At 47.5% G+C, this 19,233-nt stretch carries 16 protein-coding genes, 1 rRNA gene and 1 riboswitch; of the genes, 15 read left to right on the top strand and 2 right to left on the bottom strand.

What is annotated here, in order from left to right; translation table 11 throughout:
• Positions 1 to 60 precede the first annotated feature (60 nt).
• From rrf to QF041_RS16660, 3 genes are all read left to right on the top strand, one after another.
• A 5S ribosomal RNA gene (gene rrf, locus QF041_RS16670) occupies positions 61 to 177 on the top strand.
• 276 nt (positions 178 to 453) lie between these two features.
• Positions 454 to 1,959, top strand: a complete 1,506-nt coding sequence (locus QF041_RS16665) for an alpha/beta hydrolase family protein (protein ID WP_307414996.1) — start codon at positions 454 to 456, stop codon at positions 1,957 to 1,959.
• 335 nt (positions 1,960 to 2,294) lie between these two features.
• Positions 2,295 to 3,302, top strand: a complete 1,008-nt coding sequence (locus QF041_RS16660; RefSeq protein ID WP_307414995.1) for a ketoacyl-ACP synthase III — start codon at positions 2,295 to 2,297, stop codon at positions 3,300 to 3,302.
• A gap of 175 nt (positions 3,303 to 3,477) precedes the next feature.
• On the opposite strand, the gene QF041_RS16655 is transcribed toward QF041_RS16660, so the two are convergent.
• Positions 3,478 to 5,184, bottom strand: a complete 1,707-nt coding sequence (locus QF041_RS16655) for an amidase family protein (protein ID WP_307414994.1) — start codon at positions 5,182 to 5,184, stop codon at positions 3,478 to 3,480.
• The gene (locus QF041_RS16650) at positions 5,150 to 5,413 is read right to left on the bottom strand and encodes a hypothetical protein (RefSeq protein ID WP_307414993.1); all 264 of its coding nucleotides are present in this window, start codon (positions 5,411 to 5,413) and stop codon (positions 5,150 to 5,152) included. Before QF041_RS16650 ends, QF041_RS16655 begins: the two co-directional genes overlap by 35 nt.
• 371 nt (positions 5,414 to 5,784) lie before the next feature.
• Between QF041_RS16650 and QF041_RS16645 the strand changes: the two genes are divergently transcribed.
• The 12 genes from QF041_RS16645 (at position 5,785) to purF (ending at position 19,001) form a co-directional block, all read left to right on the top strand.
• A complete protein-coding gene (locus QF041_RS16645; RefSeq protein ID WP_307414992.1) occupies positions 5,785 to 7,914 on the top strand; it encodes a DNA topoisomerase III in 2,130 nt (709 codons plus the stop codon).
• A gap of 102 nt (positions 7,915 to 8,016) precedes the next feature.
• Positions 8,017 to 8,154, top strand: a complete 138-nt coding sequence (locus QF041_RS16640; protein WP_017690703.1) for a hypothetical protein — start codon at positions 8,017 to 8,019, stop codon at positions 8,152 to 8,154.
• Positions 8,155 to 8,279: 125 nt separating this feature from the next.
• The gene (locus tag QF041_RS16635; protein ID WP_017690702.1) at positions 8,280 to 8,543 is read left to right on the top strand and encodes a DUF1294 domain-containing protein; all 264 of its coding nucleotides are present in this window, start codon (positions 8,280 to 8,282) and stop codon (positions 8,541 to 8,543) included.
• Positions 8,544 to 8,712: 169 nt separating this feature from the next.
• Positions 8,713 to 9,147 carry a universal stress protein gene (locus QF041_RS16630; RefSeq protein ID WP_076215141.1) on the top strand — a complete coding sequence of 145 codons (435 nt, stop codon included), beginning with the start codon at positions 8,713 to 8,715 and terminating at the stop codon, positions 9,145 to 9,147.
• 273 nt (positions 9,148 to 9,420) lie between these two features.
• Positions 9,421 to 9,522, top strand: a riboswitch (purine riboswitch).
• Between the two features lie 191 nt (positions 9,523 to 9,713).
• Positions 9,714 to 10,199 carry a 5-(carboxyamino)imidazole ribonucleotide mutase gene (gene purE / locus QF041_RS16625; protein WP_017690699.1) on the top strand — a complete coding sequence of 162 codons (486 nt, stop codon included), beginning with the start codon at positions 9,714 to 9,716 and terminating at the stop codon, positions 10,197 to 10,199.
• Positions 10,196 to 11,398 carry a 5-(carboxyamino)imidazole ribonucleotide synthase gene (gene purK / locus QF041_RS16620; protein WP_307414991.1) on the top strand — a complete coding sequence of 401 codons (1,203 nt, stop codon included), beginning with the start codon at positions 10,196 to 10,198 and terminating at the stop codon, positions 11,396 to 11,398. The genes purE and purK overlap by 4 nt, the downstream gene beginning before the upstream one ends.
• The gene (gene purB / locus QF041_RS16615; RefSeq protein ID WP_307414990.1) at positions 11,395 to 12,693 is read left to right on the top strand and encodes an adenylosuccinate lyase; all 1,299 of its coding nucleotides are present in this window, start codon (positions 11,395 to 11,397) and stop codon (positions 12,691 to 12,693) included. Before purK ends, purB begins: the two co-directional genes overlap by 4 nt.
• A gap of 251 nt (positions 12,694 to 12,944) precedes the next feature.
• Positions 12,945 to 13,817, top strand: coding sequence for a phosphoribosylaminoimidazolesuccinocarboxamide synthase (locus QF041_RS16610; protein WP_307414989.1), 873 nt, complete (start codon positions 12,945 to 12,947; stop codon positions 13,815 to 13,817).
• 560 nt (positions 13,818 to 14,377) lie between these two features.
• A complete protein-coding gene (gene purS, locus QF041_RS16605) occupies positions 14,378 to 14,623 on the top strand; it encodes a phosphoribosylformylglycinamidine synthase subunit PurS (protein WP_307414988.1) in 246 nt (81 codons plus the stop codon).
• A 4-nt stretch (positions 14,624 to 14,627) separates the two neighbouring features.
• Positions 14,628 to 15,317, top strand: coding sequence for a phosphoribosylformylglycinamidine synthase subunit PurQ (purQ, locus tag QF041_RS16600; protein WP_036606071.1), 690 nt, complete (start codon positions 14,628 to 14,630; stop codon positions 15,315 to 15,317).
• Positions 15,295 to 17,538: a phosphoribosylformylglycinamidine synthase subunit PurL gene (purL, locus tag QF041_RS16595; protein ID WP_307414987.1), complete on the top strand. Its 2,244-nt coding sequence runs from the start codon at positions 15,295 to 15,297 to the stop codon at positions 17,536 to 17,538. Before purQ ends, purL begins: the two co-directional genes overlap by 23 nt.
• Complete coding sequence (gene purF / locus QF041_RS16590; RefSeq protein WP_036606069.1) at positions 17,523 to 19,001, top strand: amidophosphoribosyltransferase; 1,479 nt, start codon at positions 17,523 to 17,525, stop codon at positions 18,999 to 19,001. Before purL ends, purF begins: the two co-directional genes overlap by 16 nt.
• Positions 19,002 to 19,233: the final 232 nt, after the last annotated feature.

Genomic DNA, 19,233 nt, shown 5'->3' with positions numbered 1-19,233 from the left:
ATGTTTCGTTTCGAATCTAGTTTTCAGAGAACGATCTCTGAATATAAGCTAAGCGTTGCGTTTGGTGGCGATGGCGGAGGGGTTCCACACGTACCCATCCCGAACACGACCGTTAAGCCCTCTAGCGCCGATGGTACTTGGACCGCAGGGTCCTGGGAGAGTAGGACGCCGCCAAGCAAAGAACCACTGCCGATGTTATTCGGTGGTGGTTTTTATTTGTGTATAATTTAATCTATGAAATTAGGAACAGCTCAGATTTTATGGGCTGTTTTTTTATTACACAATTCACCTCAGATATCCAGATGTGCACTTAACCAGCAACCTGGATACATACTTGATAACAATCTTACAAGAGTGTAAGGCGATTGTAATCTAGATCAATAGGTATCAATCTTGCTGCTCCTGTATATTAATCCTATCCATCGAAGGGATTAATTTTTAGGGGGAGTTGTCGTGAGGCTTTTTGAAATACTGTTGTTCATTTTAAGTGTTTTTTTGTTGGCAATCCCATTTATATTCAATCAACGTATCAAGAGATCTGCCTTGCTCCTGACAAGCGGAGTCGGCATCATTCTTTTAGTGATACATTTTCTTGTTGAAGGATACAGGATTCAGCTTGTATTTTTATACGGATTTACGACCCTGATGTTCATGTTTTCTCTTATAAAAGTTGTTCGAACGCAGAAAGGCGTGTGGCCAGTCTCCCGAATTCTTAGAGTGCTTGGTCCCCTTTTTATTGCAATTGGGCTGATCGCAACAGTCTGTTTCCACTATGTGTTTCCGGTTTTTGACCTTCCAGCACCAACTGGCAAGTTAAAAGTAGGCACACAAGTCTTTCATTTCGTCGATCCAAACCGGGAGGAGACATTCGGGAAATCAGAGATAGGCAAGAGAGAATTAATGGTTCAGGTATGGTATCCGGCTGAAGCTGGCACTGGGAAGTACACTCCATTTATCCCTAATCCCCGAATCTTATCTTATATGGCGGAGAATTATGGCCTCCCCGGGTTTACTTTTCAACATCTGAAGTATGTATCCAGTCATGCTTACTTGGCGACTGAAGTCTCTTCGGTTCAGGCCTCATACCCACTGGTTATTGCAAATCCCGGCTTTGGTTCCTCCAGGTTTCTTCACACGTCACAAGCCGAAAATCTGGCAAGTCACGGATATATCGTGGCAGTGATCGACCACACCTATAATACATTTGCAACCGAGTTTCCGGATGGTCAAATCACGACCAGTACAACCAGCGATTTGTTTTCACCCGAACATGATTACAGAACAGAAAGAGAAAACCGTGACAAGTTGGGAAAAGTGTTAACCGACGATGTGGTGTTTGTACTGGACCAATTCGAACTGATTCAATCTGGGGAAATTCCAAGTCAGCTAAAAGGGAGGGTGGATCTGGGTCATATCGGAGTGTTTGGTCATTCCATTGGAGGAGCGACGGCCTATGATGCTTCTTACGATCGACGAATAAAAGCTGGGATAGACCTTGATGGAGGACTTTATGGTCTGCATGACAAAGAGGGCCTGCGGAAGCCGATTTTGTTCATGAACTCGGAAAGTGGATACGAAAAATTAAAAATGTTGATCGATCACCGAGTCTACACGGACGCTGAACTTGAGCGTATGGGTAATACAAGAGAGTGGGTGGATCAAGAAAGGAAAGACAAAAAGTTGGAGCTTGATCGGATGCGTAAAACAGTTGCCGCAGGGGGACAAGTTCTATATATCGATAATGCGGAGCATTTAAATTTTACAGACGTGCAGTTCATTTCTCCAATTTTCAAAATTCTAGGTATTACAGGGAAGATTGCGCCCGATAGAGCGAATTTCATTATTAATTCCTATATGCTGGATTTCTTTGACATGTACCTGAAAGAAAAGGGCGGAATCTTAATGAACGGACCCAATAGTCGGTTCCCGGAAGTGAAGTTCATAACCCCGCTATTATAATTATGGAACAGGTTGTTGATATTGCGACAATCTGTTTTTTTATGTGATTTTGTATCCGTTTCTTCAAACGTAGCTAGCAGAAATGTCAATCCCCCGCCCCCTTTATTGAAGTTCACCTTAACCTGTAATTTTTAATTCGACTGATGTAACTCTTTTATAAGGACAAAGTGTCTATAGAAAGCTCGTAAATAGGGTAATGTTTCAGAAACATCTCTCCACTCGCATAAAAGTAATGCTGATTCCAAGTATAAATAGAGTAAATATTATAAAAAATTAGTACCAAGTACTAAGACTTAGTGCTATAATGGTAAAAAACAAGTGAGGTGACTACCGGTATGAATCATCAATCAAAGGCAACCATCACGGCAATGGGGACGTATGTACCGGATCGAATATTAACGAATGCTGATCTGGAGAAATTGGTCGAGACAAGTGACGAATGGATTGTACAGCGTACAGGTATGAGAGAACGGAGAATTGCAGCTGAAGATCAGTTTGTATCTGACCTGGCTACAAAGGCTGTGGAAGATATGATACGCCGCTACCAAGTAAGTGTAGAAGACGTAGATATGATCCTTGTGGCTACAAGTACACCTGAATATGCTTTCCCAAGTACGGCATCCAGAGTACAGGCTAATCTTAAGATCCCACACACGGGTGTACTGGATTTAAATGCTGCATGCGCAGGTTTTACCTACGGATTACAGCTAGCCGACAGTCTGGTGACCAGTGGAATGTACCGCAAAGTACTGGTAATTGGAGCAGAGACATTATCCAAAATTACGGATTACACAGACCGCACGACTTGTGTACTGTTTGGTGATGGAGCGGGGGCCTTCTTGGTGGAGAGATCATCGGGTGCTGAAGGTGACTTTATGGCAGCCATATCAGGTACACATGGAGAAGGCGGTGTACATCTCTATAAGAGTGGTCTGTCTTCGGAGATGAATGGTGAGCCTTTACAGGGCGAAGGTTGTTTAGTTCAGAATGGGCGAGAGATTTATAAGTGGGCTGTACGGACGATTCCAGAGCAATTGGGTAAACTTATAACGAAAGCTGAATTAAGCCCTGACCAGATTGACTGGTTTGTCCCGCATAGTGCCAACATGAGAATGATTGAAGCTGTTTGCGAACGTGGTCCGGTTCCTTTGGAACGTACTTTAACCAGTGTCGAGTATCGGGGGAACACATCTGCTGCTTCCATTCCGCTTGCTTTACAGCTTGCAGTGGATGAAGGGAAATTGAAAGAAGGACAGAACGTAGCTCTCTTTGGCTTTGGCGGTGGTCTGACGTACGCAGGTCTGGTGCTGAAATGGGGCGTGCCAGACAAGGTTCAGGAATGAGTAACATCCGACGGTATGCAACACAAAAATAAATAGAGAACATAAAAGAGACCACCCAAACTTCATGCTGTCATGAAGAAGGTGGTCTCTTTAGTGGGTTAACTCGTTTCAAAAAAAGTGATATGATTGCATCTATTTTTTGTGTTAACCGGAATTGCTTAATCCCATAAATATTTTACGGCGTAAGCTTAGGCGCTTGGCGGTGATGTGTACCTTGTTCGTAGCTGTAAGCCAGCTTGATCAAGGTTCCTTCATCAAAGGCACGACCAAGGAATTCCATGCCTACTGGCAAACCATCGGTTGTGAAACCAGCAGGGACCGTAATCGCCGGGAAGCCGGAGAAAGGACTCAATCGGTTGTTACCACCAGAGTTTTGTCCTTCGCCAATAACACCAGCGGCCTGTGTGGACGTAGGATAGATGATGGCATCCAGGTTATTATCTGCCATAATTTTCAGCAGGGACTCACGTGTAACTTGGGTGCGTTTCAGAACGATGTCCTTGTATTCGGTAGTCTCGAGGGTTTGGCGTGCATCCCGGGTTTTCATGGATTGTTCTTGGGACTTATCAAACTCTCCGGAAGCGATGATCTCGGACAGACTGTGATATGGAGCTTCTGCACCCAATGAGTCCAGATAGTCATTCAACTGGAACTTGAATTCATATCCACTAAGGCTTGGGTACTTATTGATCTCAGTTAAGTTCGGGATAGAAATGGGAACTGCGGTAGCGCCCAGTGTCTTCAGTTCGTCCACAGCTGTGTTGATCACATCAGCAACGACTTTTTCTTCAGCTTTGGTACTTGGGATGAGTTCTGTGGCCACACCGATGCGTGCACCTTTCAGTCCGTTTACATCCAAGAAATCAGTGTAGCTGGAAGGGATTTTGCCAACCGCGTAAGCTGTAGCGACATCTTTTTTATCATATCCGGCTGTAGCATCCAACATGATTGCAGCGTCACTAACTGTACGGGCCATAGGTCCACCGACATCCTGTGTCAAAGCCAATGGGATAATACCTTCACGGCTGGACAGTCCAATGGTTGGACGGATACCCACAAGGCTGTTGAAGCTGGAAGGGATTCGGATCGAACCACCAGTGTCTGTACCCATACCGGCTGCAGCAAAGTTAGATGCAATGGCAGCACCTGTTCCACCGCTTGAGCCACCTGGATAATGGTCCAGGGCGTATGGGTTAAGCGTTTGTCCACCCAATGAGCTGGATGTCGTGATACCAAATGCGAATTCATGCAGGTTTGTTTTGCCCAAAATAATGGCGCCAGCTGCTTTGAGTTTCTTCACTTGTTCAGCATCATGAGCAGGGACTGAATGTTTCAGACAGATACAGCCTGCGGTTGTCGGCATGTCATTGGTATCAAAGTTGTCTTTCACTAAAATCGGAACGCCATGCAGAGGCCCGCGGGCACCTTGGGCTGCACGTTCTTCATCCAATTGCTCCGCAATTTGGAGTGCATCCGGGTTCAGGGTTAATACGGCGTTGATGCTTACACCTTGGTCATCGTATTTTTCAATGCGGTCCAGATATTTCTGAACCAGCTCTTTTGATGTCAGTTTTCCTTGCGTCATTGCGGCCTGGAGATCCATAATGGTTGCTTCCTCCAGGATAAACGGTTTTATGTAGTTATAAATGCGGTCTTTCAGTATGGAGAGGTCATTCTCGGTAAGTACAGCGTTTGGAAGGAAGAGGGAATCGGTATAACCTTTCATCAACCCCGCAGTGTTCAATGCACCAACAGCACCTGCGAAAGTGGCTTCATCCGGGACATCCTTAAATGATTCGGTAGTCGAATCCAGCTTGAGCCATTGTTGCAAGGCGACCGCAGCATCTTTACGTTGTACGGTTGTGCCGGAGAGCTTGTCCATGGTGAAAGGAACACCTGCAAGTGTTGCTGCTTCTTCCCATGGCCTTAACAAATGCTGCCGGAGTAGCTGGCGCTTTTCCTTTGGATACCGCAGCTACTGTTGTTTTACTCGTAGGCGTTGCCGTTGCAGCTGATGCCGAAGGCACCGTTCCTCCCCAAGTTGTGGCAACAACAGCTCCCGCCAGTAACAAAGCCCCACTTTTTTTCAATACAGATCCATGATAAGTCATGCATCCACGCTCCCTTCCTGTGTCTCATTGATGTGTGTTAGCAGCGATCCTGTTTCTATGCTTTTGACACATTGTATAGTTATGTTAGGTAATCTTACAAGGTTTATATTTATCCAAAAAAACGTATACATCAATACTTTACTGTGTTAATACTTATTCATGCTTCTGTTTACATGTACTCAGAAAAACTATTACATATTTTAATGTAAATAAATATAACATGAATTCGATATGTTGATTAAACATGAGGTTACAGGATGCGAGTACATTAGGAAGTAGAGATGACAGAGCATACCTTTAGTGTGAAATGATATAATGAAAAGATAGGAATAAAGAGCCATAACGTTCTACCAGAGAGGAAGAGATATGAAGTGAAGACATTGGTACTCGCAGAAAAACCATCTGTAGCACGCGAAATAGCCAGAGTTATGGGTGCGCGTGATAAACATAAAAGTTATATGGAAGGCCCAAAATATATCGTTACCTGGGCGCTTGGACATCTGGTTGGATTAGCTGAACCCGAGGATTACGACAAAAAGTATGCCACATGGAATCTGGAGGACCTGCCCATTCTGCCTGAGCGTACGAAATTGAAAGTACTTAAAGAGACCAACCATCAATATAAAGCCGTGCAGCAGTTGATGAAACGTCAGGATGTGGGCGAACTGGTCATTGCGACGGATGCGGCCCGTGAGGGAGAATTGCTGGCCCGTTGGATCATGCAGATGGCGGGGTGGAAAAAACCTTTTAAACGCCTGTGGATTTCATCCCAGACAGATAAGGCGATCAAAGACGGATTTGCTTCGCTGAAGCCAGGCAGTCAGTTCGACCGCCTCTATGAATCTGCACGTTGCCGGGCGGAAGCGGACTGGATGATTGGACTTAACGTGACCCGTGCATTAACCGTTCGTTTCAATGCGCAGTTATCAGCTGGACGTGTACAAACCCCGACATTAGGTATGATTATGGACAGGGAAAATGAAATTAACGGTTTCCGCTCACAGGAGTATGAGACGTTAACGGCAGATTTGGGAGGTTTTCAGGCTGTGTGGCGGGCAGCTGGAGGAGATTCACGAATTTTCGACCCTCAAGAAACGCAAGAATTGAAGAAACGGGTAGATGGGCGCAAGGGCACGATTGCCCAGGTGAAGAAAAGCGAGAAAGTGGAACCACATCCACTGGCATATGACCTGACGGAACTGCAACGGGATGCCAACCGGAAATATGGTTTCTCTGCAAAGCAAACATCAAATGTCCTGCAACGTCTGTACGAACAGCACAAGCTTGTGACATACCCACGTACGGACAGTCGATACCTGACTTCCGATATGACAGCAACGTTGAAAGAGCGGCTGGACAGTGTAGCCATTGGACCTTACGCATCGCTGGCACGTCCTTTGCTGCGCAAAAATCTGAATATCACCAAACGTATTGTGGATGACAGCAAAGTTACGGATCACCATGCGATTATCCCCACGGAGCAGACGGTGCTTCTGAATCAACTGAATCCAGAAGAACGCAAATTGTACGATCTGATTGTACGCCGTTTTATCAGCCTGTTCTATCCGGCAGCGAAGTACGATTCGGTTGCGATCACGGTTCAGGTGGGGAATGACTCCTTCCATGTTAAAGGTACAACGGTGAAAGAAAGTGGATGGCGTGAAGTATACGGCGGCGATTACAGCGATGATGACGATGACCGGGCTGACGATGCAGCAGACCATGAGCGTGCGCTTTTGCCAGATGTGCAGCAAGGACAGTCCGTGACGGTTCAGCGTTGTCATATTAAAAGTGGACGGACGATGCCGCCCAAACGATATACCGAAGCCGCTCTGCTTTCCCAGATGGAAAAGCATGGACTCGGCACTCCGGCTACACGTGCGGATATTATCGAGAAGCTGGTCAGTTCCGATACAATAGATCGTCAAGGGAACAGCATGCACCCAACCGGCAAAGGAAAACAGTTGATTGAACTGGCTGCCCCGCAGCTTCGTTCACCGGATCTGACCGCCCGCTGGGAAGCTGAACTGGAACGCATCGCTCGTGGGCAAGGGAAACCCGGACCGTTTCTGGATGGTATCCGATCCATGGCGAAAGAGCTGGTGTCTACGGTAAAAGGCAGTAAAGCGGAGTATAAGCCACATAATGTGTCGAATAGTCATTGCCCTGACTGTAATGCACGATTACTGGAGAAGAAAGGCAAGCGCGGCAAGTTTCTTGTATGTCCTACCGAGGACTGCGGGTATCGTCGTTCGGCAGAGAAGAGACTGTCCAACCGTCGTTGTGCGCAGTGCCACAAAAAGATGGAAATCAAAGAAGGCAAGGCGGGGTTATACGTACAATGTCTACCTTGTGGTATTACAGAAACGTTGGATAAGGACAAACAACATGTGAACAAACGCGATCAGCAAAAGCTGGTGAAACAATATGCTAAGCAGGAGTCCATCGGTTCCAATCTGGGTGAACTGCTGAAGGCGGCTATGGAGAAAAAGGGAGAGTAGCAAAACTCCAAATAAACTGATTGGGACTTTTCTACTTATCCATACCAAGTCGTATAAGATCCTCTGTTTTCAGGCAACGTAAGCCAAGGAGGTGATACCTATATGCCGCATAACAAACCAGAGAAAATCCATAACCAGCAAAACAAAGACAGTATTCGGGAAGAGAGTATCGCTGTGCGCCCGGACAAAGCAGCCAAAAGAGCACCAAGCCTGAACGGAATTCCAAAACAGGAGTCCTAGGTCAAAGTGAGGTAGCGTTTATACACCAATTTCCGGTTCCCTACCCGGTGCGTTGAACATGTCTCTGATGAGGACTATAATGGAGACAGGGAGATGTCCCGGGACAGGGGGATCGCTAGAATTATATGCAAACCGGACTTATATTGTGGTTTTTATTTATTAATGTAGTTGGTTATCTGGTGATGTCGGATGATAAGAGGCGTGCACAACAGCGTCGTGACCGTACACCTGAACGGACGTTATTCTTATTAGCATTTATAGGCGGTGCTTTGGGAGTCTGGATTGCGATGTATCGGAAAAGGCATAAGACTAAACATCCCAGCTTCACCATTGGCATTCCATTGTTGTTATTCTTGAATGCGGTAATCTATGGTTACTTTATTCAATGAACACATGCGTAACCGTTCATACTGTGGTTTCATATGTAAATTCATTCGTATAAATGGTTCATTGTGGCTCTGGAACGTTTAAGGAGTTATATGGTTTTGTTAGTTTATTACATGTCAGACCGAAGCTTGCTTCGCATGTTCTACATATAAAGGAAGGGACGGGATTCACATGTTATTTTCCAAAATATTAGTGGCTTATGATGGTTCCAAAGCTTCAAATAAAGCACTTGATCGTGCGATTGAGCTAGCGAAAGTGTCCCCAAATGCAGTACTGGATGTCATTCATGCTTTTGATTTCCCTCGTGTATTCATCGGTGAGGGGTTGGCTCCACTGCCACCTTCCCTTAATAATGACTACTACAATCTGGCGGTGCAGACGACAGATGAAGCGAAAGAACGAATTCAGGCTGCGGGTGTAACGGCCAATGTGGATCTGATTCAAGGAGCGGCTGCGGAAGTATTGCTTGATTTTGCCAAAGAAAATGATTCTGATATCATTATTATTGGTAGCCGCGGACTGGGTGGTATTCGGGAATTTGTCCTGGGTAGTGTCAGTCACAATGTGGTGCAGCATGCGCAGGTTCCAGTACTGGTCGTAAAATAATAATGGATGAAGTGTGTACGCACTGAAAAGCAGGAAGCCGGTTGTCTTCGAGAGATTGAAGAGGAGCCGGCTTTCTTTTATGGGATGAAATGGATGGTTAAGCGAATTTACAGAAGCAATTCCCGAACATTATATTTGTCAATATGTTAAATGTTCGTCTTTAAGTTGACATTAGCTGTAGGGGATTGTTAAAATGTTAGATGTGTCGATCAGGTAAGAATAAGGTCGAGTAGGAACGAAATATGTAATAAGAGATTACCAAAATGAACGAAGATAGTTTGATAGATATTTGCTCGTATAACGCCGGGAATAGGGCCCGGAAGTATCTACCCGGGAACCGTAAATTTCCGGACTACGAGGAGATACGGCTGAGAGTCGCATGCAACCAGATGCGGACAGCAAGCCCCTTTTGGCATGCCCAAATGAGGGATACGTATTTCTTGGAGTCCGGTGTCCGGAGAAAATGTGATGTTTTCGCGGGTAGCGGATTTTTTCATTTCACACGTAAATGAATTCATTAATACCAGATGTAATCAAAAAAGCTCAGACGGGAGTTGGATGTATTCATGTCACTGCAAGTCGCTGTAATTATGGGCAGCAAGTCGGATTGGGAAACGATGAAACATGCGTGCGAGGTGCTGGATGAATTGGAAATCGGATATGAGAAAAAAGTTGTCTCAGCTCATCGTACACCGGATTTGATGTTTGAATACGCAGAGCAGGCGATTGATCGGGGATTCAAGGTGATCATTGCAGGCGCAGGCGGGGCTGCACATCTACCCGGTATGGTAGCAGCCAAAACGATGCTTCCAGTCATTGGCGTTCCGGTTCAATCCAAAGCATTGAACGGCCTTGATTCCTTGTTGTCCATTGTTCAGATGCCTGGTGGTATTCCCGTCGCAACTGTGGCGATTGGCAAGGCAGGGGCAACGAATGCAGGATTGCTGGCTGCTCAAATGATCGGTGCTTTTGACCCGGATGTCCAACGCCGTTCTGAAGCTCGCCGAGAGCGCATCAAACAAGAAGTACTCGAAAGCAGTGAAGAACTATGAGTAGTACAGGGAATCAATCCAGTACGGCAGGAGAAGTACAGCATGTCCTGCTGCCCGGGAAGACAACCATCGGCATTCTTGGAGGCGGACAGCTCGGACGTATGATGACGCTCGCAGGAACGGCAATGGGTTATCGATTCGTTACTCTTGATCCCGCTGCGGATGCACCTTGTGGTCAAGTTGCTCGTCAGATTGAAGCTGGTTATGACGATGCCAAAGCTGCACTTGAACTGGCTCGGGAATGCGATGTCATTACGTATGAATTCGAAAATGTGGATGTAGAAGTCGCTGGGCTGCTCGAGCGTGAGTCCTACGTTCCGCAAGGAAGTGCGTTACTGTACACCACACAACATCGGTTACGTGAAAAACGTGCGATCGAAGCTGCTGGAGTAAGAGTCGCGCCTTATCGTGAGATCACAAGTGCGGATACGATGCTTGCTGCTGTTAGCGAACTTGGAGTGCCATGTGTACTGAAGACGGTGACTGGAGGCTACGATGGCAAAGGTCAACGGGTCATCCGGGAAGCAAGTCAGGCTGTTGCCGCATACGAAGAACTTGCAGCTACAGGTGCGGAACTGGTGCTGGAACAATTCATCAAGTTTGAATGCGAGATATCGGTCGTTGTAGCGCGTAGTACAAATGGGGAGATCAAAACGTTCCCGCCAGCGGAGAACATTCATGTGAACAACATTTTGCATGCTTCAATTGTACCGGCTAGAGTTGCTGCAGACATCCAGATTGAAGCACAGAAACTGGCAGCAGCGGTAGCAGAATCCATGAAGGCTGTTGGGCTGCTGGCTGTGGAACTGTTTGTAGCGGCGGATGGAAGACTGTACGTTAACGAACTGGCACCAAGACCGCATAATTCTGGTCACTATACGATGGAAGCTTGTGCGACTTCTCAGTTCGAACAACATATCCGTGCGATCTGCGGATTACCACTTGGGGACACTTCGTTATTGAGCCCGGTTGTTATGGTCAATGTGCTTGGAGAACATCTGGAGGGCATTATCGCAAGAACAGGGCAACCTGATGCAGAAGCGATAGACCTCGGTGTGATTCCCAAGCTTCACATATATGGTAAAACCGAAGCAAAAACAGGACGGAAGATGGGGCATGTGAATCTGCTCTGTCAGGATGTTGAAGAAGGATTGCAATGGATTGAACAAACTAACCTCTGGAGGAATACAAATTCATGATTGAACGTTATAGCAGACCCGAAATGAGAGCCATCTGGACCGAAGAGAACAAATTCCAATCGTGGCTGGAAGTTGAAATTTGTGCATGTGAGGCATGGGCCGAACTGGGTGTAATCCCTAAGGAAGAAGCAGCATTGCTTCGTCAGAACGCATCTTTTGACATCGATCGCATCTATGAGATTGAACAGGAAACACGTCATGACGTTATCGCATTTACACGTACGGTATCTGAAAGTCTGGGTGCGGAGCGGAAATGGGTGCACTACGGACTGACTTCCACAGATGTCGTGGATACGGCTCTGGGTTATGTACTGCGTCAAGCGAATGAGATTTTGGAAAAGGATATCGTGAATTTCATTGAAATTCTTCGTGAAAAAGCACTGGCTTATCAGCACACACCAATGATGGGACGTACGCACGGTGTACATGCAGAGCCAACAACATTTGGACTGAAAATGGCATTGTGGCATGAAGAGATGAAACGGAACCTGGAGCGTTTCCGTCATGCAGCAGACAATGTACAATACGGAAAAATCTCAGGCGCAGTTGGAACATACGCGAACATCGATCCGTTTGTTGAAGAGTTTGTCTGCGAGAAGCTGGGCACGAAGCCTGCGCCGATCTCAACCCAAACATTACAACGTGACCGTCATGCGGAATATATGGCTACACTGGCGTTGATCGCAACGTCCCTGGACAAATTTGCTACAGAGGTACGTGCACTGCAGAAGAGTGAATTCCGTGAAGTGGAAGAAGCTTTTGCAAAAGGTCAAAAAGGATCTTCCGCGATGCCGCACAAGCGTAACCCAATTGGTAGTGAAAACATCTCGGGTTTGTCCCGCGTTATTCGCGGACACATGGTATCCGCATACGAGAACGTAACACTCTGGCATGAGCGCGACATCTCACATTCTTCCGTAGAACGTATCATTCTGCCGGATGCTACGATGCTGCTGAACTACATGCTGAACCGTTTTGGTAACATCGTGAAGAACCTGACGGTATTCCCTGAAAACATGAAACGTAACATGGAGCGTACCTTCGGCGTGCCATTCTCCGGCCGCGTAATGACAAAGCTGATCGACAAAGGCTTCAGCCGCGAGCAAGCATACGATACCGTTCAACCACGTGCGATGCAAGCATGGGAAGAACAACGTCAATTCCAGGATATCGTGAAATCCACACCGGAAATCACGGAAGTGCTGAACGAAGAGGAAATCGCAGATGCGTTCAACCCATCATGGCACTTGAAGCACGTAGACACGATCTTCAAAAAGCTTGGCTTGAACGACTAATATATAAGGCTTTGAATTATTCTACTCCCTAAAAGTATAGGTTGATTATGTGTTCACGCTGGAACGGAGAAGGCAGAAAAAACCTGAAGAAGCAAAGCGCTCGCCTTTATCCCCGGATTTTCACTTTGCAAAAGTGGAATCAAAAAATCTGGGGATAACAGCGATCGGAAGGTTGTTCTGCATTCGGAGTGGACCCGCGTGAAGAGGGGAATTGGACGTATACTTTACATCTCCTGAAAGAAGGTGAGCCCATGGCACTGTCCACTGCGGCAGATCTCGTTAAAGCACCTCTGTTATATAAAGGAAAAGTACGTGAATTGTACGATCTGGGTGAACATTTTCTGATCGTGGTTACCGACCGAATCTCGGCATTTGATTACGTGCTGGACCCGGCAGTTCCCGAGAAAGGAAACGTACTGAACAAACTCAGCAGTTTCTGGTTTGAACTGACAAGTAGCATGATGGAGAATCACGTGGTTCATACCGATGTGAATCAACTGGGTGACCTCATCACAGACCCTGAATTGCTCAAAGACCGCATCATGGTAACCCGCAAAGCAGAACGCATTGATATTGAATGTGTCGTGCGTGGATACATCACGGGTGGGGGATGGAGACAATACGAGACAAGCGGTGAAGTGAATGGCATTAAACTGCCTGATGGACTTCGCAAAAACGCCAAGCTCGAAGTTCCCATTTTCACCCCGGCAGCCAAAAACGATGTTGGTCACGATGAGGACATCCCAATGGATCGCATGAAAGAACTGGTGGGAGACGGACTTGCAATGGAGCTTCAGGAAAAAAGCTTGCGCCTGTATGAATTCGCCCGCGATTACTGTGATCAACGTGGCATCATTCTGGCAGATTGCAAATTCGAGTTTGGCATCGTGGATGGCAAGGTCATCCTGATTGACGAAATCTTCACCCCAGATGCTTCACGCTTCTGGGCCAAAGAGAATTATGAACTCGACATCGAGATCGACAGCATGGATAAAGAGCCAGTGCGCACCTACCTTGCCGGAACCGATTGGGACAAGAACAGCAAACCCGATCCACTCCCACAAGAGGTAGTTGAGGCAACAACCGCAAGATACGTCGATATTTATAACCGTTTAACGAAATAATAAAGTTTAACGTTTGAGGAAGCTAACGTTTGAGCAAGAGCTATGGGAAAGTTTACCTTTCGATCGCTGTTGCCCCCGGAATGTTTTGATTGGAATCCTTTTTTCAAAAGGAAACATTCCGGTTGCAAAGGCGAACGCTTACGCTTCTCCAGCTCAAATCTTTCCCTCCGCCAGTGTTCAAACTGGTGGGTGAGGCAATTAAAACCAAAGACTTCTATTAAACAGGAACTCTATAAATAGTAAAACAGTAGAGTTACTCATGTAACTTAAAGACCATTCACTGGTTTCCAGTAATGGTCAGTCTAGACCATTACACACCGTGCAACGTAAAGGTTTGGGCCTTTAAAAAACGTCGCATGGACTAGCGGAGGGGCGGAATTGTTCTTAAAGGAGCGATAGCGTTCGCCTTTGTCCCCGGGTTTTGACCGCACAGCGGTTCAAAACCCGGGGACAACAAGCGACCGGAAGAACAATCCGCCCCGGAGCAAGCTCCAAAAGTCACTTTTTTTAACAGCATAAAGCATTTATCCCGTTCATTACTGAGGAGGAACATAAGGATCATGATCAAAGCAACCGTATATGTCACTATTAAGCAAAGTGTACTCGACCCGCAAGGCGTAGCTGTTCAAGGAGCCCTGCATTCAATGGGATTCAACGAAGTGGAAAGTGTACGGATCGGTAAAGTCATGGAACTGAACCTAGCTACAACAGATCGTGCGGAAGCGGAGAAACGATTGAAAGTCATGTGTGAAAAGCTGCTGGCCAACACCGTTGTTGAAGATTACCGCTACGAATTGGAGGGTTAATCTCATGAAATTTGCAGTTCTTGTGTTCCCTGGCTCCAACTGCGACATCGACTGTTACAAGGCAGTGGAAGATGCGATTGGACAAGAGGTTGATTATGTATGGCACACGGCTACAGATCTTTCGGCTTATGATTGTATTTTAGTTCCGGGTGGTTTCTCTTATGGTGACTACTTGCGTTGCGGAGCGATTTCCCGCTTTGCACCGGTAATGAACGAGGTAGCGAAAGCTGCTGAACAAGGTAAATATATTTTGGGTATTTGCAACGGATTCCAGATCCTGACGGAAGCGGGATTGCTTCCAGGTGCATTGATCCGTAACACTTCCCTGAAATTCCGTTGTCACGATACGGTTTTGAAAGTGGCGAACGCAGATACACCATTTACACGTGACTATGCACCCGGCGAAGAGATTATTATCCCGATTGCTCACGGTGAAGGCAACTATTATTGCGACGAGGAGACGCTCGCGAGTCTGCAAGCGAACAACCAGATCGTATTTACGTATGGTACCAACCCGAACGGTTCCCTGGGTGATATTGCAGGAGTCTGTAACGAGGCTGGAAACGTGGTCGGCATGATGCCGCATCCAGAGCGTGCAGTGGATTCACTGTTTGGTTCGGAAGACGGCAAACGTATGTTTACATCTATTTTGAAAGCATGGAGGGATCGGCATGACGCAGCAGCTATCCGCTAAGGAACCGACAGCAGAACAAGTCGCAGAACATAAACTTTACGCACAAATGGGCGTATCTGACAGCGAGTATGAGCTGATCTGTGAGTTCATGGGGCGCAAGCCAAACTACACGGAAATTGGTGTGTTCAGCGTAATGTGGTCCGAGCATTGTGCTTATAAAAACTCCAAGCCATTGCTGCGCCGTTTCCCAACCACTGGACCACGTGTCCTGATGGGACCTGGTGAAGGTGCCGGTATCGTCGATATCGGTGATAACCAGGCCGTTGTATTCAAAATTGAAAGCCATAACCATCCTTCCGCGGTTGAGCCTTATCAAGGTGCGGCAACGGGTGTGGGCGGCATTATCCGTGATATTTTCTCCATGGGCGCAAGACCGGTTGCCTTGCTGAACTCCCTTCGTTTTGGCAAGCTGGAGAGTGATCGCGTTAAATATTTGTTCGAACATGTTGTAGCGGGTATTGCTGGATACGGTAACTGTATCGGTATTCCTACGGTTGCGGGCGAAGTGATGTTTGATGAGAGTTATGAAGGCAATCCGCTGGTTAACGCCATGTGTGTGGGTCTGATTGATCATGACAAGATCCAGCGCGGCGTAGCTAAAGGTGTAGGTAACCCGGTGTACTATGTGGGCCCGCCAACAGGCCGGGATGGTATTCATGGAGCAACCTTTGCATCGGTTGAACTGACGGAAGAATCCGAGTCTCAACGGACAGCGGTTCAGGTCGGTGACCCGTTTATGGAGAAACTGGTAATGGAATCTTGTCTGGAATTGATCGACACGGGAATCGTGCTCGGAATTCAAGATATGGGTGCTGCGGGTCTAACATGTTCGAGTGCAGAGATGGCAAGTAAAGCGGGTAACGGTCTGGAATTGTATCTGGATCAGGTACCACAACGTGAAGAAGGCATGACGCCTTACGAGATGATGTTGTCTGAGTCCCAAGAACGTATGTTGTTTGTCGTTGAGCCGAAGGATGAGGCACAGGCGATGGAAATCTTTGAACGTTGGGGCGTAATCTGTGCAAAAGTCGGTAAAGTAACGGATGACGGACGTCTGAAATTGATTCACCACGGCGAAGTGGTCGGAGATATGCCGGTAACGGCTTTGGTGGACGAATGCCCAGTGTATGACAAACCTTCTTCTGTACCTGCTTATTATGAGCAAAGTGCTTCCATCGACACGCTTCGTTACGACGAAGTGTCGGATCTCGGCGGAGCGTTGAAACAAGTATTGGCTTCACCAACAGTAGCAAGTAAAAAATGGGTGTATGATCAATATGACTACATGGTGCGTACAAGCACTGCCGTTCGTCCAGGTTCGGATGCAGCCGTAGTTACGATTCGTGGTACACGCAAAGGTCTCGCGATGACAACGGACTGTAATGGACGTTATGTGTATCTTGATCCTGAAGTTGGTGGCCGGATTGCCGTAAGTGAAGCAGCGCGTAACATTGTATGTTCCGGTGCAGAGCCGCTGGCGATCACGGACAACCTGAACTTTGGTAACCCGGAGAAGCCGGATATTTTCTGGCAAATGGAGAAAGCGGTAGACGGTATGGCAGAAGCTTGCCGTGTGCTGGATACGCCGGTTATCGGTGGTAACGTAAGTCTGTATAACGAAAACGCCAAAGGCTCCATCTATCCAACGCCAGTTGTCGGTATGGTAGGTCTCGTTCATGATACGGATCATATCACGACACAAGCATTCAAGTCCGAAGGTGATGTTATCATCCTCCTCGGTGAAACAAAAGCTGAACTGGGTGGCAGCGAACTGCAATACGCGGTTCATGGTCAGACGGAAGGTCGTCCACCAGAATTGAACTTGCAAACGGAAAAAGCGTTGCTCAGCACGGTGCTGGAAGCTATTCAATCCGGTCTCGTTCGCTCTGCACATGACTTGTCTGAAGGCGGCTTGGCTGTTGCACTCGCAGAGTCTTGTATCAGCGGTAACGTAGGAGCACAGGTGAACGTGGAGACTGCATTGCGTGCAGATCACGCCCTGTTCAGTGAGAGCCAATCCCGTATCTTGTTGTCGGCTACGCCAGAGCAAGCGGGTAAACTTGAAGCATTTGTACGTGAGCGCGGTGTACCTGTAGCTGTTATTGGACGTGTAGAAGGAAGTAACCTGACGATTGAATTGAACGGAACATCAGCCGTGAGCGAACCTGTAGGAGGTTTGGCTCAGGTCTGGGAGGATGCGATTCCATGTCTCATGAACTGACGACAGGACCATTGTGGACAGGCGATTATTATAATGAAGGGTCCGGCAAGGAAGGACTCGACAAATTGAAGGAAGAATGCGGCGTGTTCGGGGTGTTCAGACACCCTGACGCGGCTTCGCTCTCCTATTATGGACTGCATGCGCTGCAACATCGGGGCGAAGAAAGTGCAGGCATGTGTGTGAGTGATGGCAGCCAGTTTAACTATCATCGCGGCATGGGTCTGGTGAAAGAAGTGTTCACCAAAGATCTGATGCAGACGTTGACCGGGGATATTTCCATTGGACATGTCCGTTATTCAACAAGTGGTGACAGTAAACTGACGAACGCACAGCCATTGGTATTCAAATACCGTGATGGTGATCTGGCAGTAGCAACCAACGGAAACATTGTGAATGCACCAACGATCCGGCGTGAGCTGGAGCAGAGCGGTTCCATTTTCCAAACAACAAGTGATACCGAGGTTATTGCGCATCTTATTGCACGATCCTCCAAAGGGCTTGTGGAAGCGGCAAAAGAGGCATTCCAGCGCATTGTGGGCGGTTATGCGTTTCTGATCATGACCAACGACAAGCTGCTTGTGGCATCCGATCCGCATGGACTTCGTCCGTTGACGATGGGTAAGCTGGGAGATGCGTATCTGTTTGCATCCGAGACGTGTGCACTGGAAACAATCGGCGCAGAGTTGATTCGTGATATTGAGCCAGGTGAATTGCTTGTGCTGGATGCAGATGGTCTCCACGAGGATCGCTTTGATCATCACAAACACCGCAAGGCATTATGCGCGATGGAATATATTTATTTTGCCCGTCCGGATAGTGATATGAATGGTACGAACCAGCATGCTGCTCGTAAACGGATGGGAAGCCGTATGGCGATTGAGTCGTTTGTGGATGCGGACTTGGTTACGGGGGTACCAGATTCCAGCATCTCGGCAGCAATTGGATACGCTGAACAGACAGGTATTCCGTATGAGATGGGTATGATCAAGAACAAATACACCGGACGTACGTTTATCCAGCCAAGCCAGGAATTGCGGGAGCAGGGCGTAAAGATGAAGCTGAGCGCTGTGCGTCGCGTCGTGGAAGGCAAACGTGTGGTCATGATTGACGACTCGATCGTACGGGGAACAACCTCCCGTCGGATCGTGAACATGCTGCGTGACGCTGGAGCTACCGAGGTTCATGTGCGTATTACATCTCCACCTTTCAAAAACCCGTGTTTCTACGGTATTGATACGCCTGACAGCCGTGAATTAATTGCTTCACAGTTGTCGGTGGAAGAAATTTGCCGTGAAATTAATGCGGACTCCCTGGAGTTCCTCAGTCCGGATGGACTGATTGCATCGATTCAGGGAGATAATCAGGATGATCCTAAAGGCGGACTATGTCTCGCATGTTTTGATCATGATTACCCAACCCGCCTCGACTTCGGCGGCGAGGAAAAATTCGGCTGTAGCTGTTAGCCCTATAGCCCCGCATTGCGGAGCAACAGGGGCCCAGGAAGCGGTGCGAAGCCAGCTGCCCCCGGGCCTAGCCCGAGCCCTTAAGCCCCGCTTTGCGGAGCAATAGGGGTCAGGGCAGCCAGGCGAAGCAGCTGCCCAGCGGGCTTGCCCGCAGCGTAGCTGAGCGGGGTTCGCCGACCGATGGCTTGCAGCCAACGGAATCGGCGAACAATCCCGCAAGATCACGCACGAA

Source organism: Paenibacillus sp. W2I17, assembly GCF_030815985.1.
Lineage (GTDB): Bacteria > Bacillota > Bacilli > Paenibacillales > Paenibacillaceae > Paenibacillus.
This window is presented reverse-complemented; position numbering and strand designations above follow the sequence as displayed.

Bases quoted from the DNA above. Each gene is read 5' to 3' on its own strand.
- QF041_RS16660 (WP_307414995.1), top strand. From the start codon at position 2,295: ATGAATCATCAATCAAAGGCAACCATCACGGCAATGGGGACGTATGTA.
- QF041_RS16655 (WP_307414994.1), bottom strand. From the start codon at position 5,184: ATGGACAAGCTCTCCGGCACAACCGTACAACGTAAAGATGCTGCGGTC.
- QF041_RS16650 (WP_307414993.1), bottom strand. From the start codon at position 5,413: ATGACTTATCATGGATCTGTATTGAAAAAAAGTGGGGCTTTGTTACTG.
- QF041_RS16640 (WP_017690703.1), top strand. From the start codon at position 8,017: ATGCCGCATAACAAACCAGAGAAAATCCATAACCAGCAAAACAAAGAC.
- QF041_RS16635 (WP_017690702.1), top strand. From the start codon at position 8,280: ATGCAAACCGGACTTATATTGTGGTTTTTATTTATTAATGTAGTTGGT.
- QF041_RS16630 (WP_076215141.1), top strand. From the start codon at position 8,713: ATGTTATTTTCCAAAATATTAGTGGCTTATGATGGTTCCAAAGCTTCA.
- purE (WP_017690699.1), top strand. From the start codon at position 9,714: ATGTCACTGCAAGTCGCTGTAATTATGGGCAGCAAGTCGGATTGGGAA.
- purK (WP_307414991.1), top strand. From the start codon at position 10,196: ATGAGTAGTACAGGGAATCAATCCAGTACGGCAGGAGAAGTACAGCAT.
- purB (WP_307414990.1), top strand. From the start codon at position 11,395: ATGATTGAACGTTATAGCAGACCCGAAATGAGAGCCATCTGGACCGAA.
- QF041_RS16610 (WP_307414989.1), top strand. From the start codon at position 12,945: ATGGCACTGTCCACTGCGGCAGATCTCGTTAAAGCACCTCTGTTATAT.
- purS (WP_307414988.1), top strand. From the start codon at position 14,378: ATGATCAAAGCAACCGTATATGTCACTATTAAGCAAAGTGTACTCGAC.
- purQ (WP_036606071.1), top strand. From the start codon at position 14,628: ATGAAATTTGCAGTTCTTGTGTTCCCTGGCTCCAACTGCGACATCGAC.
- purL (WP_307414987.1), top strand. From the start codon at position 15,295: ATGACGCAGCAGCTATCCGCTAAGGAACCGACAGCAGAACAAGTCGCA.
- purF (WP_036606069.1), top strand. From the start codon at position 17,523: ATGTCTCATGAACTGACGACAGGACCATTGTGGACAGGCGATTATTAT.